Origin of the sequence: Nocardiopsis sp. NRRL B-16309, assembly GCF_001279585.1 — a bacterium.
GTDB lineage: Bacteria > Actinomycetota > Actinomycetes > Streptosporangiales > Streptosporangiaceae > Nocardiopsis.
The window spans coordinates 17,847-31,599 of record NZ_LGEC01000094.1 but is presented as its reverse complement, the minus strand read 5'-3'; the positions used below and the strand labels follow the sequence as shown (position 1 = coordinate 31,599).

Here is a 13,753-nt window from a genome sequence, read left to right as displayed (position 1 = left end):
CGACGCGGCCACCCTGCGCGTGTCCCTGAGCGACTGCGGCGGAGGCGGCGGCACGCCACGCATCCCCACCGAACGCACCGCCGACGAATGGGACTGGGCGGAGGGCCAACGCGGCCTCGTGCTCGTCGAGAGCCTGTCCACAGCCTGGGGACACTTCCGACTCGCCCCCTGGGCCGACCTCGGCACCCACGTCTGGGCCACGTTCACCGTGCCTCCGGGCACGGCCCCGAAGAGAATGCGCCCCTACGTCTTCACCCGCTGACCGAGCCGGGCCCCGCCGGAAGTCCTGGCGGGGCCCGATTGCGTTTCTGGACTACTGAACCTCGGTCGCTCGGACAAGGGCGGCCCACTCGACGGGGTCGAACTCCAGGTGCCCGAGGTCCCGGTGCTTGGTGTCACGGACGAGCGTGGTGGCGCCCTCCGCGACCTCCACACAGTCACCGCCGCTGGGGGAATAGCTGGACTTGTGCCACATGCTGCTACCTCACTTCTTCCAGGAACCGGCGCGACGCGGCCGCGGGGAGGGATCGGCCCAGGGCTGCCTTGATCTGGTGGTGCAGACGTCCGATGTCGCTCGCCTCGTCGTGCACGATAACGCCCCTGTTGTGCTCACTCGCACTTATTGCCCCACCTTCACGGAGGTGGAACATCATCAGCGGCCCCATGAGGCCGATCGGGGTGTCCTCGTCCATGATGAGGTGCACGTCGACGTGCCCGGCGTCGGTCAGCTCCAGCAGCCGTGCCGCCTGTTCCCGGCGAACGTCCGTGGGCAGGCGGTCGACGGCGAAGGCGGGGAACACCGCCGTCACCGAGGCCAGACCGTTCGCGATGAGCGCTTCGAGCCGCCGGGAGCGAGCGTCCACCAGCCGCGCGATGTCGGCGGCCGGAATCAGGTTGCGTCCCATCATCAGTCGCATGTACTCCGTGCATTGCAGCAGACCAGGCACCAGATGGGGCGAGATCAGTTCGATGAGGCGCGCGCGTTCCTCCAGAAGGGCGATGTCGTGCGCCCAGGGCGGCAGCGGCGAACCCGTCTTCTCGATCTGCCACGCCCGCATGAGCTGGCTGCCGTAGCCGAGTTCGCGGTCCAGCGACACCGCGACCTCCCGGGGCGGCAGGTACTCGCCGCGCTCCCAGCGGCCGACCGTGGTCCCCACGGCGCCGACGAGCCTGCCCAGCCGGTCCAGCGTCCAGCCCCGCGAGGTGCGGCCGGAACGCAGCAGAGTGCGAAAAGATGCATCGTCCATGCGTCGACCGTACGGGGATGCACATGCGCTAGGCAGTGGACTTGTCACCCATCGTGAGCATGTTGTGATCTGGATCGCATGGACCGCAAAGACACCGCACACGGCCACCTGCTCGCGTTCCCGCCGCGTCGCGATGACGTGCTCTGGCGAGGACGGGCAAGTTTCCCGGGAGTCCCGACCTCGGTCGGCGAGGCCCGCACGTGGCTGCACGACCGTCTCACCGGCCGAGGCGTCGAGCCCCCGGAGAACGTCGGCCTGATCCTGTCCGAACTCGCGACGAACGCCGTGCACCACACGCGGAGCGGACTCCCCGAGGGCCGGTTCGCGGTCCGGCTGCTGGTCCACCCCGATCGCCTCCGCCTGGAGGTCCGCGACGGCGGTCCACTTGGCAACGTCCACCCGCTGCGCCGCTCCACGCCCGGCCCGCTCGCCGAACACGGGCGCGGCCTCGTCCTCGTGGACTCCTTCGCCGCCTGCTGGGGCCGCCTCCCCAACGGCCACGGCATGTACGCCGAACTCGACCGCTGACCGGGACTCGTCACCGGGTGACGCAGGGTGGGCCGCGGTGCCTGTGGACGATAGTGGAGGACACCTACCGCTGGTGGGTCGCCCACGGGGAGCCCGAGTGGAGCGCGTTCGGCGCCACCGGAACGCCCGAGGAGCAGTTCGTCTGGCATGGTTCTCCGGTGGACGGCCGCCGGTGGCCCTTGGCCTGACCAGTCCGATCCGAAAGCCACGGCGGCCGCGAGCCAGCCGGCTCCACCTCTCGGCTGTGTCCCTGCGGTTCGACTGATCTCCCGGCGGGCCGGAAACCCCACCCCGCTGCGGACCCCAAGCGCACCGCTGGTTGATCGCGTCCCGACGGTAGTGATCGCCGCACTCGAAGGCGCCGTCCCCGGGCACGAGTGGCCGAGAACTTTGCTACTGGTGAGTAATATCACTTCCGAACCTGATCTAATGTGCTCTTCCTGTGTTCTTTCGGTGGGATGGTTGGTTTTTGTTTGCAATGCCGTCTTTCTTGAAATAGTACAATGAAAAAGATCATACCAATCGTCCTGTCCCTCCTTCTTCTGTCGCAGCTCGGAGCCCAGGCGCCCGTGCATGCTTCTGGTCTGTATTCGGGTTCGAAGTCCAATGAGGAGCTCCTTGAACAGTGCTCTGGATCCGGAATCGTGGCGCGTTCCCTCTGCAAGATGGGTACGGGAAGGACAGTGGTCGACACCGTTCTCACATATGGCTTCGTCCTGCATGTCTTCCACCAGGCCAGCAACGATCAGTTTGACGTTATCGAGTCCGCTGAGAAGTTTCTTGAAATGACGCCCTCCGATTTCGTGGAGCACATTCAGGACGAGGATCACAGGCAGGACTTTGCTGAAACCCGCCGCAGGGTGGAGAGCATGGTCGAGGTCACCGCCCAGCTCGTCGAGTTGACTCACCAACTCATCCAGATCCTGGGTCGTCTGGCGGATTTCGTTGGTGAACTCGACGGCTTCCTGGGCGGTCTCAATGAGAGCCTGGAAGCGGCAAACGCCGGAATCGATCAGGCCAATGAGGGCCTGGATCAGATGAACGCAGCGATGGTGAAGGTTAATGACGGCCTGGACCAGATGAACGCCGGGATCGACCAGGCGAACGAGGGGATGGACAAGGCCAACGCCGGTATCCGGCAGGCGAACCGGGGTATGGAGAGGCTCGACTCGGGAGCCTCTGGCATGATCGATGCGCTCGGTGATATGGGCGACCTCATTCAGGGTGAACGGTCGATTCCCGTTGATCTGAGCGATATGGACCTGTCGGGGTTGGGCAATGTCTACGGTGACCGCGGTGTGGAGGACATCTTCGAGGCCGCCGAGATTGATCGAAACATGTCGATGCTGTTGGATCTTACTCCAGTAGCGGGCGACGCCAAGGGAGTGTACGAGGGGATCACTGGGCAGAATCCGGTCACAGGAGAAGAGGTCTCGGGTTTCGACCGGCTCCTGGGAAGTGTCGTCTTCCTGAGTACTCTCCGGTCGAGCTACAGGGGCGCCGACACCCTGGTCAACATGGCACGCTACCGCGAAGTGATGGGTGCGGCTGAAAACTCTAATGAATTGATCGCGAGTCTGCGGAATACTGGTGAACTTCCGTCGAACTATGTCACGAAAAGTGAGGCGCAGGCGCAAGGTTGGGATCATGGAAGGGCGCTCGTAAACCATATCCCGAATGGGCAGATCGGCGGAGATGTTTATAGAAATACGAATGACCTGCTTCCCCATTCTTCGGGAAGGGTGTGGTATGAGGCGGACGTGGGGATGACCAATGAGATGAAGCGGTCAAAGCAGCCAGGTACCCGGCTCCTGTACTCGGACGACGGGCTGCTTTACGTCACCGCCGACCATTACAGTACGGCGCATTACATCGGCAGGTACAAATAGAATTGTGCTTGTTGTGGCCGCCCAGTCCTGCTTGTGGGGGAAGCATGATGATCGACCTGGAAGATGAGTCCACCGAGGCCGGGATCCGTTCGGCCCTCGTCCGTGACCTGGGGCTTTCCCCTGCGGCGGCCACGGACTGGCGGTCGCTGGAGGAGGCCGTCGCCGACTTCTGCGCGCGGGGCGGTGAAGTCCACGTGATCGGTTGGAACGAGGTGAGCAGGGCCTGTCCGACGGGTGCGGCCGAGGTGATGCGGCTGTCCGAGGCTCTGACCCGGTCGGCGGACCCGGCCGTGTTCACCGTCAGCGACAGCCCCGTCTCGATCGACGTGACGGTGGACGTGGGCGGGGTGGCCGACTCCCGCGAGTTGCACGTCGTCCTGAAGAGGGCGCTGGGCTTCCCGGACATGTACGGGAAGAACCTGGACGCCTTCTGGGACGCGATCACCGGGCTGGTGGAGCTGCCCAGGACGCTCCGGTTCACGGGGTGGCGTCACCTGGAGGAGGTCTGCCCCCGGGACGCCAGGGTGATCCGGGCGATGCTGGAGGAGTACCTCGCGGAGGACCCGCGCGGACGCGCTCTCGCCTTCGAGGACTGACCTCGGTGATCCGTCGGGGGCGGCGGGGACAGGGCGTCGGGGAGGATCAGACCGGGCCGGTCATCTTGGTGAGGCCGCCCGCCCCCGCGGGCAGGAACAGCGCGAAGGTGGTCGGCCGGGTCTGCACCAGTTCGATCCTGGCGCCCTCGGACTCGGCGATGTGCCGGGCCAGCGCCAGCCCGAGGCCGGTTCCGCCGCCCCCGCTGACCTCGCGCTCGAAGATCCGGCCGGACAGGTGTTCCGGCACGCCCGCGCCCTCGTCGCTGACCTCGATGCGCACCGACTGGCCGGTGTCCAGGCGCCGGATGGTGACCGTGCCCGCGCCGTGCTTGTAGGCGTTCTCCACGAGAGTGGCCAGGATCTGCGACAGGTCCGTGGGCACCGTCATCGCGGTCAGCCCCGGGTCCCCGGTGACCAGCAGCCTGCGCTGCTCCTGCTGGAGGACGGGCGACCACTCCGCCTGGATGTGGTTGAGCACCGGATCCAGCTCGACCGGCTCCACCTCGGGGTTCTGGCTCTTGCGGGCCCGCCCCAGGAGGCTCTCCACCGTCTCCACCAGCCGTTCCGTCTGGGCGAGGGCGGCTTCGCCCTCCTCCCGGACGACCTCCGGGTTCCCGGACTCGGCGATGATCTCCTCCAGCCGCATCGTCAGCGCGGTGAGCGGAGTGCGCAGCTGGTGGGAGGCGTCGGTGGCGAAGTGGCGCTCGGTGGCGATGAGCCCGGCGATGCGCTCGGCGCTGCGGTCCAGCACCTCCGCGACCCGGTCCGCCTCGGGAATCCCGTACCGGTGGCCCCACGGTGAGGCCACGCCGGAGCCCAGCCGCTCGGCGGTGGCCGCCAGGTCCACGAGCGGCAGGGTGAGCCTGCGCGCCTGGAACATGGACAGCCCCACGGCCACTCCGATCGCGAGCAGGGACAGCGACGCGATGCCCATCCAGGCCTGGACCACGCTCTGCTGGACCGCCTCGGCCTCCGCCCAGACCTCCACGCGCGTCCCGTCGCTGGTGAGCGCGGTCTGGCGCAGCAGGCTGGGCGCGTCGGGCTCCTCCGGGTTGAGCGCCGGATCACCCGCGGTCACCGTGGCGGTCTGAACACCGGGAGTGATCCGGACGAACCGGTCGGGGTAGGTCCGGTCGAACTCGGCCAGGTCGACCTCGCCGTGGAGTTCGAGCATGCTGTCGCTCTCGGCACCGATCAGCTCGGCCTCGCCCTGGAGCTGCCGACTGAACTCGTCGTACACGAGCTTGTACGTGAGTGCGCCCAGAGGCAGCCCGAGCAGCATGACGGTGATGACGGTCACCACGAGCGTGGAGAAGACCATCCTCCTGCGCATGTCACCTCACGTCCGTACGGCCCCTGGGTCGGCCGGCCGGTACCGAGCGCTGTGAACCCAAGGTCGAGTCAGTCCCGCTCGAAGCGGAATCCCACGCCGCGAACGGTCGTGATGTACGAGGGCTGGTTGGCGTCGTCGCCGAGTTTGCGGCGCAGCCAGGAGATGTGCATGTCGAGGGTCTTCGTCGAACCCCACCAGTTGGTGTCCCACACCTCACGCATGATCTGTTCACGAGTGACCACCTTGCCCGCGTCGCGGACGAGCACGCGCAGGAGGTCGAACTCCTTCGTCGTCAGTTGGAGTTCACGCTCGCCCAGCCACGCGCGTCGCGAGTCGTTGTCGATGCGCACGCCGTGCACGACCGGTACCTCCGCGCCGCCCCGGCGCAGCAGGGCCCGGACGCGGGCGAGGAGTTCGGCCAGGCGGAAGGGCTTGGTGACGTAGTCGTCGGCGCCCGCGTCGAGGCCGACGACGGTGTCGACCTCGTCGGCACGGGCGGTCAGGATCAGGATCGGCGTTCCGTGACCCTCGGCTCGCAGCCGACGTGCCACCTCAAGCCCGTCCATTTCGGGCAGCCCGAGATCAAGGACCATGAGGTCGATGTCTCCCGCACGGGCACGGTCGAGTGTCTCAATGCCGTTGACGGTCACATCCACCGTATAACCCTCGCGGCGGAGTGCGCGCGCGAGAGGCTCGGAGATCGAGACATCGTCTTCGGCCAGCAAAACGCAGGTCATGCTGTTGATCGTAGATCCCGGGTCGCGCATTTCCCTATTATGCGCGCCGGATGTCCCAAGGTTGGCCGAAAATACGTGAATCACATACCGGGCATACAGGGCAATTGGCCACCATAGAACTTTTCTTTGCACGTACTTGGTGAAACTGGGAGGCTTGACTCAGTCGGGCATCCCCGAGGCGAGGAGTCGTACGTGCGTCCGAACCCAGCACCGCAGTCGAGCCACCACGGCACGGGCCTGCTCGTGGTCCTCACCGTCATCGCGGTCCTGGGCGGCGCCGCCTTCCTGGGAGGGGCCCTGGCCCTGGTGGATCGGGCGGTCGGCGTCGTCGCGCAGGGAAGGCAGGGCGGTGCCGCCGGGGCCGCGGGTCTGATGTCCGCCGACGAGCTGGTCGGCGCGCTGCGCGAGGACCACGGCATCGGCTCGCGTCTCGACACGACCGCGGAGTTGTGCGCCGAGCCCGAGGGGGCCGACGAGCCCGACCCCTTCCTCTGCACGTCCGCCATGGACACCGACGTCGTGCGGATCGTCGCCTTCGGCGACACCGGGATCGCCGCGGAGGCGGCCCGGGCGATGCGCGAGGCCCGCTCGGACGGCGGCCACGACGCCCGGGACACCCGGGACGCCTGTCACTTCGTACTCGTGTGGTTCGACCACCACGGCCTCGACCGGGACGAACGCGACGCCATGGCCGACGACGCCAGATCCGCGGCCGGCTGCTGACCGCACACCCGCGCTGTGTCGTAAAGTCACAATAAGATCGCTCTGTGTCACAATGGCGCCGTCGGTACGGTTTGGCGGCATCGGCCGTCGGCGGCGGGAGGAGCGGCGATGGCCCACACAGGCACTCTGCGTACGGTGACGACGGCGCTTCTGTGCGCCCTGGCCCTGGGAGGGGCGCCCCACGCGGCGGCCCCCGCGGCGGCCGCGCACACGGCCGACGCCCGCGGGGACGATACCCGCGAGGCCGACGCCCGCGGGGACAAGGCGGGCGGGGACGATACCCGCGAGGCCGACGCCCGCGAGGGCTTCTCGCCGCGCCGGTACTACACCACCTGGCGCGACAGCCGCTCCTACTGGTCCCAGGACACCCGGTACCCCACGGGAGGCTGGCTCTGGGCGGGCCGCAACGCCTTCTTCTGCCAGGTCGAGGGCGAGCCCCACTCCGACGGCCAGGGCCGCATGACCACCTGGTGGGTCCTCACCGACGACAGCGTCGGGAACCTGGACGTCTTCGTCAGCGCCACCGCCCTGCGCGTGGCCGAGCCCTGGAAGCCCGTCGAGGGGCTGCCCCGCTGCTGAAGCCGGGCGGCGGCGCCGCCGGACGCGTCCGCACGCGGCGGCGTCCCGGGGCCCGCACGCCGAGGGCCGGCCACCCCTCGGGGTGACCGGCCCTTCGGGCGCCGTCCTACCGGCGCGGGACGATCTCGAACGCCGCCGGTCCGGCCAGCACCCCGCCCTCGCCGTCCAGCAGGTAGGCGGTGAACTCACCCGTGCCCAGTCCGCGGGTGCGCACCGCGGTCCGGCCCTCGGACTTGTGCGCCTTGGCCGTGGCGAGCGGCTCGCCGTCACCGGGCGAGGTGCCCTCGGCGAACAGGGCCACCACGTTGTCGGAGCCCGGGGCGTCGGTGGTGTACCGGAAGTGCGCCGAGACGCCCTCGCGCACCGGCTCCCGCACCTGCTCCAGCGTCCCCGTCACGGGAGTGCCCGGGTCGGTCGCCTCCTCGCCCACCACGATGCGGCCGGAACCGCCCTCGGGGTAGTCGGCGGCCGTCACGCGGCCCTGGAGCGTCGTCGCGAGGTAGCTCTCCAGCGCACCCTGGTAGGTGGTGCCCACCACGGTGAACGGCGCGCCCCGGAACGGGTACATGTCGCCGCCGCGCGCGGAGAAGTCGATCGTGGCGACCGAGACGGGCGGGCCGTCCACGACCTCGCCGCCGGCCACCAGCACCGTCCCGTCGTGCAGCACGACGTTGCGCACCCGCTCACCGGGCGTGAGCACCGTGCCCTCGGCGTCGACCTCCTGCGCGGTGCGCTCGGGGTCGTAGGCGAAGTTGACGCCGCCCACCTGCATGAAGCGGCCGTCGGCGGCCGGAGCGGCGGACACACCGTGCTCCAGCAGCTCCTTGATCTGCGTCCGCGGCAGGTCGGGGACCACCACGGTCTGGTTCGCGAAGGGCGCGATCGAGTAGGTGTCGAGCACGGTGAGGGGACCGGCGGGGATCACCGATCCGTTGCGGATGCCGCCGCCGTTCTGGATACCGATCTGCGGTGCGTCGACGCCGTACTCCTCGGCCCGTCGCCGCCCCGTGTCCAGCAGCGCGTCCGCCATCAGGCTGCCCAGGTTGGTCTCCTGGGTCCGCACGCCCGGGTCGCGGGTGCCGTCCAGGCCCACCTCGCTCTGGGCGACCTCGGTCTCGTCCAGGGAGTCCACGTGGGCGGAGACCGGCTCGGTCACCTCCGCGCGCACGGTCGCGTCCTCCTCGACGGCGTCGTCGCCGGTGCCCGAGACGCGGACCGCGCCGGACCGGTCGGCGACCGAGACCAGCTCGCCCGCGGCGTCGAAGTTGACGACCAGCCGGCCCACGTACTCGTAGTCGGCCCCGGCGGTGACGATCGGCAGGTCGCCGCCGTCGGCGTCGCTCACCACCAGCGGGTAGTGCAGCGGCTCACCCGTGACGGGGTTGGCGGTGACCTCGTCCCCGGGGATGAGCGCGTCGTCGGGCGCGGCCATGACCTCGTGCCCGCCGCCGGCGACGATGACGTCCACGTCGGTCAGCTCCTGGCCGACGCGCTGCTCGAACGCGATGCCCTGCAGGTGGGAGATCAGCACGATCTTGTCCACCCCGTCGGCCGTGAGCCGGTCGACCTCGGCCTGGACGGGGCCGACGACCTCGTCCAGCACCACGTTGCGCGGACTGGAGATGCTGGCCAGGTCCGGGTAGAGCGCGCCGACGACGCCGACCCGCTCCCCGCCCGCGTCGACGACCGTGCTGGGCGCGATCCGCCCGGCGTCGGCCAGCGCGGCCAGCTCGGGCTCACCGGACACGTCCACGTTGGCCGCGACCACCCGCGTGTCGCCGGTCAGGTCCCCGACGAAGCGCGCGTAGAAGTCCGGGCCGAAGTCGAACTCGTGGTTGCCCATGGCGACGGCGTCGTAGCCGACCTCGTTGGCGACGATCGCGTCGTAGAGGGGCGCGCCCTCCTCCAGCGAGGCCGCCAGCTCCGGACCCGGCAGGTACATGTCACCCGAGTTGACCGACACCACACCGCGCTCGGCCGCCTCGTCGGCACCGCCGCCCGCGGCCTCCTCCTCGCGCAGCTGCCGGAACAGCGTGGTGTAGCGGGCGGCGCCGCCGAAGCCGGGGTCGGCCGAGGAGTGCAGCAGCTGCGACTCGGGGTCGTTGCCGTGCAGGATCGTCAGGGTGAAGGCGGGATCCTCCGCCGTGTCCGCTCCGGCGGCCACCGCCGACGAGGCCACCAGGGCACCCGACAGCAGCAGCGCGCCCGAAGCGCGTACGAGTCTGGACATGCGGTGAGACTCCTTTGTCCGGGGGAATGGGGGAGCGGGGGGTGGGGTGCGTGGTACGAAAGGACTCACCATAGACGGGGGCCGGTAAGGCGGCACCGGCGCCCAGGTGACGATTTGAACAACCCGCGGTGTGCCATGGGCGCGCCCGCCACGGGGGACGGGGCCGCCTACGATGGGAACGAACCCCCGAACGACGCCTCGGAAGGACTCTCGTGTCTCCCTTCGGACCGCAGGACCCCCACGGGGCCGGGCACGGGCTCTTCGGCTTCGGACCCCACTTCGACGCCCTGAGCCCCCACGCGCCGCTCCCGCGCAAGGTCGCGACCGTGCGCATGCTGATGTTCGTCGGCGGCTTCTGCGGTCTCGCCCTGTCCCTGCTGTTCGTCATGGGGCTGAGCGTGTCGACCGAGGACATGGCCGAGGTGCTCCGGCAGCAGTCCGAGCTGGCCGCCGAGGAGAACGTCGACCTGGCCATCAGCCCCGAGATGATGCGCTCCATGATGGGCATGCTCGCGTTGGTCACGGGCGTCTACGGCCTGCTCTCCACGTTCCTGGCGAGCCGGATCCGCCGCCGCACGCTCGGCGCCTACTGGGGCGTGGTGGCCTTCCAGGGGGCGGCGGGCGCCCTGCTCGCGTGGAACATGTTCACCGGCGACCTCCTGGCCGCCGTCCCGCTCGGCTTCGCGGTGTACATGCTCGTCGCGATGCTCTCCCGCGAGGGTCGCGCGTACTACGGGCTCTACTGAGCCACGCCCGCCGCCCCGGCCGTCGTCACCAGCGCCGCCGCCCCGGCTGCCGCCAACGCTGCCGCCCGGCCGCCGTCACCGCGCCGGCCATCGTCACCGGCTCCGCCGCTCCCGCCGCCCTCAGCGGGGCGGTCGCGGGGGCCGGACCGCCACCGACGTCCACCGGCGCTCCAGCAGGCCGCGCACGGTGACCCGCTCCGGAGGCGGGACGGGGGCCTTCACGCCGCCCTCGGGGCCCTCCAGGGCGAGCGCCGCGCGCAGCAGCTCCGGCGCGTCCGGGCGGTCGTCGGGGTCCTTGGCCATCGCCGCCTCCACCAGCTCGTGCAGGCCCTTCGGCAGGTGCTGCAGGTCCGGCTCCTCGAACATGACCCGCCGGGCCATCTCCTTGTCGTCGGCGCGGCCGAAGGGGTCGTGCGCGACCGCGGCGAAGGCCACCGCCGCGCCCCACAGGAAGACGTCGGCCTTCTGCGTCGTGGGCTGGCGGTGGTACTGCTCGGGGCTCATCCACCCGGGGGTGCCCAGCCGGTCGCGCCGCATGCTCAACCGCTCGTCGGAGAGGGTGTCCGGCGAGGGGAGCCGCAGGTCGCGGTAGGCCCGGCGCATCTTCCGCAGCCGGATCCACTTGGTGGGGTCGGGGTCCTCCACGGGATGCGCGATCCCGAAGTCCAGCAGTTTGGGCCCCGTGGCCGAGAGCACGATGTTGCTCGGCTTGAGGTCGCGGTGCACCACCCCCGCGTCGTGGATCGCGCGCAGCGCCTCCGCCGTGCCGACGGCCAGCCCGAGGAGCATGCCCCCGCGCAGACGGCCGAAGCGCTCCACGTGGTAGCGCAGGGTGGGGCCGGGCACGTACTCGGTGATCATCCAGGGGCGCTCGGCCTCCACGTCGGCGCGCACGAAGCGGGCCACCGAGGGGCTGTTGACCTTGGCGAGCAGGCGCGCCTCGTGCGCGAACCGCTCACGGAAGCGCGGATCGCCCGCCTGGGCGGCGTGCACCACCTTCACCGCGAGGTAGCCGTGCACCCCGGGGGAGTCGGCCGCGTACACGGTGCCCATCCCCCCGGAGCCGACGCGGCCCACGATCGTGTGCCCGCCGACCTCGGCGGGATCGCCCGGCTCCAGTGGCTTGAGCCTGCGGACACCGCGTGCCTTCATGGGGGGCTCCCGGTCGGTGGGGGACGTCTGGGGCTGGTGACGGGTGGCAGGAGTCTACCCAGCGACCGCCGCCCCAGTCCTGCCCGCGACCCGCGCCGCACACCGCCCGCCGTGCCCGGGCCCCGCTCCGCGGGAACGGGAGACATCGCCATGGAGTTCGCCCTGACCGGCGACCCCTGACCCCGCTCCGTGGGAACGGGAACCCCGCCACAGGCGTCGAACCGGCGTCCGGATGGTAGACATGCAACGAGGGCGGAAGGGCTCCGCGGGCGGGAGGGACACCATGGAACTGCCCCTCGCCGACGGCACCACCGTCCGTGTGACCGCCGGCATGGCCAGGGCGGTCCGCGAAGCGGTGCCAGTGCCCGGCTACCAGGGCCTGGTGCGCCTGCGCCAGCACACGCCCCACCAGGTCTACCGGGACCTCGCCGAACAGGGCCTGGCCGCCATGGACCCGCGGATCCGGGTCGCGGTCCTGACCACGCGCGGAAACGGGGTCCGGGAACTCCTGGCCAGCGCGCCCGCCGCCGCCCTCGGCGACGGGGACGAGGGGGACCACGGCGCCGCCGCGCCCGCGCGCATCACCGTCCACCCGGAGGTCGACGCCGGGCACGCCCGGCGTCTCGACGCCGCCGTGCGCCGCGGGTACCACCGCCACGCGCCACCCCCGCCCCCGTGGCGGCCGCCCCCGCGACCGCGCCACCCGGACCGGGCCAGGACGGCCGGCGGCTGGATCGTCGGCGGCGGCGCGGTCGGGGCCCTGGGGGTCCTGACCCTGTCGCTCCTCCTGGGCAGCGCCGTCATGATCGTGGCCGGATTCGTCATGATGCTGGTGCTGGGCGTCAGCGGCGGCCTGGTCATGATGGGCTCGCTCGTGTCGCCGGAGCCCGCCCGCGCCCTGCCGTCCGCGCACGACGACCACCGGGCCGGGCACGCGCTCGCCGCGGACCTGCGGGACTGGTTCGTCGCCCCCGACATGCTCGACGCCCCCGCGCGGGCGCTGCTCGGGCGCGCACAGCGTGCCGTGGACTCGGTCCTGGCCTCGTCCCTGCACGACCAGGGCCTCCTGCTGGACACCGTGCGCAACCGTGTCGTGCTGTGCGACGTCGAGTGGTCGATCGCGGACCGGCTGCGCGAGCACACCAGGACGCGGCGCACCATCGAGGGCATCGCGACGCCGGGCGAGCACAGCCGCCGGGCCGCCGAGCGCGCCCGCGAGGTCCTCGACGAGGACGTCGCGAGGGTGACCGAGCGGGTGCACGTGCTGGAGGACTACGCGGGCAAGGTGAGCACCGCGGAGCTGTCCGCCTACGACCGCCGGGCCGCCGCCCGCCTGGACGCCCTCGCCGTGACCGCCGGAGCCGACCACCGCCAGCAGGACGAGGCCCTGTCCTCGCTCGTGGAGGCGCAGCGGCTCGCACTGCGCGTCGCCGAGCTGAGCGCCGAACCGGACGTCCTGGAGGGCGGGACCTGAACGGGCGCCGTCCACAGGCGTCGCCGGACCGATACCGATCGTCGTCGGCCTCTGGCAGTCTCGGAGGTGGAAGGAGGCCCCATGACACCGGAACAGTTCATCGACGCGGCCCTGTGGTTCCCCGAGGCCGCCGAGAGCGAGCCCTTCGGCCCCGGCGCGCTGGTCTACAAGGTCACGGGGCAGAAGCTGTTCGCCCTGCTCATGGGCGGTAGCGGCGACGGCCCCGCCACGGTCAACCTCAAGTGCGACCCCGAGCTGGCGCTGGAACTGCGCGCCCAGTTCCCGGCCGTCACCCCCGGCTACCACATGAACAAACGGCACTGGAACTCCGTGCTCCTGGACGGCACGGTGCCCGACGACGAGGTGCTGGAGATGCTCAGACACTCCTACGTCCTGGTGGCCCGGAGCCTGCGCCGGACCGACCGCGACCGTGTGCTGGCCGTCCTGGGGGACGACTCGCCCGAAATCGGAACGGCGCCCGCGCGGGCCTGAGCGAACCGGCGGAAGAGGGCGCGCCCC

At 70.6% G+C, this 13,753-nt stretch carries 15 protein-coding genes and 1 pseudogene; 10 read left to right on the top strand and 6 right to left on the bottom strand.

All coding sequences use genetic code 11. From position 1 onward, the window contains the following. Window positions 1-262: pseudogene (locus tag ADL05_RS22215) on the top strand (ATP-binding protein); the annotation flags it as partial. A 51-nt stretch (window positions 263-313) separates the two neighbouring features. On the opposite strand, the gene ADL05_RS29955 reads toward ADL05_RS22215, so the two are convergent. Together ADL05_RS29955 and ADL05_RS22210 are read right to left on the bottom strand one after the other, a co-directional pair. Next, window positions 314-475, bottom strand: coding sequence for a DUF397 domain-containing protein (locus tag ADL05_RS29955; protein WP_082376753.1), 162 nt, complete (start codon window positions 473-475; stop codon window positions 314-316). A gap of 4 nt (window positions 476-479) precedes the next feature. After that, window positions 480-1,247, bottom strand: a complete 768-nt coding sequence (locus ADL05_RS22210; protein ID WP_053618939.1) for a helix-turn-helix transcriptional regulator — start codon at window positions 1,245-1,247, stop codon at window positions 480-482. Between the two features lie 78 nt (window positions 1,248-1,325). On the opposite strand from ADL05_RS22210, the gene ADL05_RS22205 reads away from it, so the two are divergent. The 4 genes from ADL05_RS22205 (at window position 1,326) to ADL05_RS31235 (ending at window position 4,260) form a co-directional block, all read left to right on the top strand. Next, entirely contained in the window at window positions 1,326-1,775 is a 450-nt protein-coding gene (locus ADL05_RS22205; RefSeq protein WP_053618938.1) for an ATP-binding protein, read from the top strand. A 53-nt stretch (window positions 1,776-1,828) separates the two neighbouring features. Continuing rightward, window positions 1,829-1,963 (top strand): hypothetical protein, encoded by a 135-nt coding sequence (locus ADL05_RS32185; RefSeq protein ID WP_255351858.1) that lies wholly within the window; start codon window positions 1,829-1,831, stop codon window positions 1,961-1,963. A 315-nt stretch (window positions 1,964-2,278) separates the two neighbouring features. Continuing rightward, window positions 2,279-3,664 (top strand): pre-toxin TG domain-containing protein, encoded by a 1,386-nt coding sequence (locus ADL05_RS29950; RefSeq protein ID WP_082376750.1) that lies wholly within the window; start codon window positions 2,279-2,281, stop codon window positions 3,662-3,664. Window positions 3,665-3,711: 47 nt separating this feature from the next. After that, window positions 3,712-4,260: a barstar family protein gene (locus ADL05_RS31235; RefSeq protein WP_197285894.1), complete on the top strand. Its 549-nt coding sequence runs from the start codon at window positions 3,712-3,714 to the stop codon at window positions 4,258-4,260. Window positions 4,261-4,306: 46 nt separating this feature from the next. Here ADL05_RS31235 and ADL05_RS22190 read toward each other — a convergent pair whose 3' ends face one another. Further along, window positions 4,307-5,593, bottom strand: coding sequence for a HAMP domain-containing sensor histidine kinase (locus ADL05_RS22190; RefSeq protein WP_053618937.1), 1,287 nt, complete (start codon window positions 5,591-5,593; stop codon window positions 4,307-4,309). A gap of 68 nt (window positions 5,594-5,661) precedes the next feature. Next, window positions 5,662-6,330 carry a response regulator transcription factor gene (locus ADL05_RS22185; RefSeq protein WP_017570862.1) on the bottom strand — a complete coding sequence of 223 codons (669 nt, stop codon included), beginning with the start codon at window positions 6,328-6,330 and terminating at the stop codon, window positions 5,662-5,664. A gap of 192 nt (window positions 6,331-6,522) precedes the next feature. On the opposite strand from ADL05_RS22185, the gene ADL05_RS22180 reads away from it, so the two are divergent. Both ADL05_RS22180 and ADL05_RS31945 read left to right on the top strand, forming a co-directional pair. Then, window positions 6,523-7,053, top strand: coding sequence for a hypothetical protein (locus tag ADL05_RS22180; protein ID WP_053618936.1), 531 nt, complete (start codon window positions 6,523-6,525; stop codon window positions 7,051-7,053). 135 nt (window positions 7,054-7,188) lie between these two features. Then, the gene (locus tag ADL05_RS31945) at window positions 7,189-7,632 is read left to right on the top strand and encodes a hypothetical protein (RefSeq protein WP_231640864.1); all 444 of its coding nucleotides are present in this window, start codon (window positions 7,189-7,191) and stop codon (window positions 7,630-7,632) included. A 106-nt stretch (window positions 7,633-7,738) separates the two neighbouring features. On the opposite strand, the gene ADL05_RS22170 is transcribed toward ADL05_RS31945, so the two are convergent. Beyond that, window positions 7,739-9,862: a bifunctional UDP-sugar hydrolase/5'-nucleotidase gene (locus ADL05_RS22170; protein ID WP_053618935.1), complete on the bottom strand. Its 2,124-nt coding sequence runs from the start codon at window positions 9,860-9,862 to the stop codon at window positions 7,739-7,741. A 212-nt stretch (window positions 9,863-10,074) separates the two neighbouring features. Here ADL05_RS22170 and ADL05_RS22165 point away from each other — a divergent pair, with 212 nt between their 5' ends. Next, window positions 10,075-10,608 (top strand): hypothetical protein, encoded by a 534-nt coding sequence (locus ADL05_RS22165; protein WP_053618934.1) that lies wholly within the window; start codon window positions 10,075-10,077, stop codon window positions 10,606-10,608. 120 nt (window positions 10,609-10,728) lie between these two features. Here ADL05_RS22165 and ADL05_RS22160 read toward each other — a convergent pair whose 3' ends face one another. Continuing rightward, window positions 10,729-11,760: a serine/threonine-protein kinase gene (locus ADL05_RS22160; protein ID WP_053618933.1), complete on the bottom strand. Its 1,032-nt coding sequence runs from the start codon at window positions 11,758-11,760 to the stop codon at window positions 10,729-10,731. A 283-nt stretch (window positions 11,761-12,043) separates the two neighbouring features. Between ADL05_RS22160 and ADL05_RS32325 the strand changes: the two genes are divergently transcribed. Both ADL05_RS32325 and ADL05_RS22150 read left to right on the top strand, forming a co-directional pair. Next, on the top strand, window positions 12,044-13,234 hold the full coding sequence (locus tag ADL05_RS32325; RefSeq protein ID WP_053618932.1) for a hypothetical protein: 1,191 nt from the start codon (window positions 12,044-12,046) through the stop codon (window positions 13,232-13,234). An 81-nt stretch (window positions 13,235-13,315) separates the two neighbouring features. Further along, entirely contained in the window at window positions 13,316-13,726 is a 411-nt protein-coding gene (locus ADL05_RS22150; RefSeq protein ID WP_053618931.1) for an MmcQ/YjbR family DNA-binding protein, read from the top strand. The last annotated feature ends 27 nt before the right edge of the window (window positions 13,727-13,753 follow it).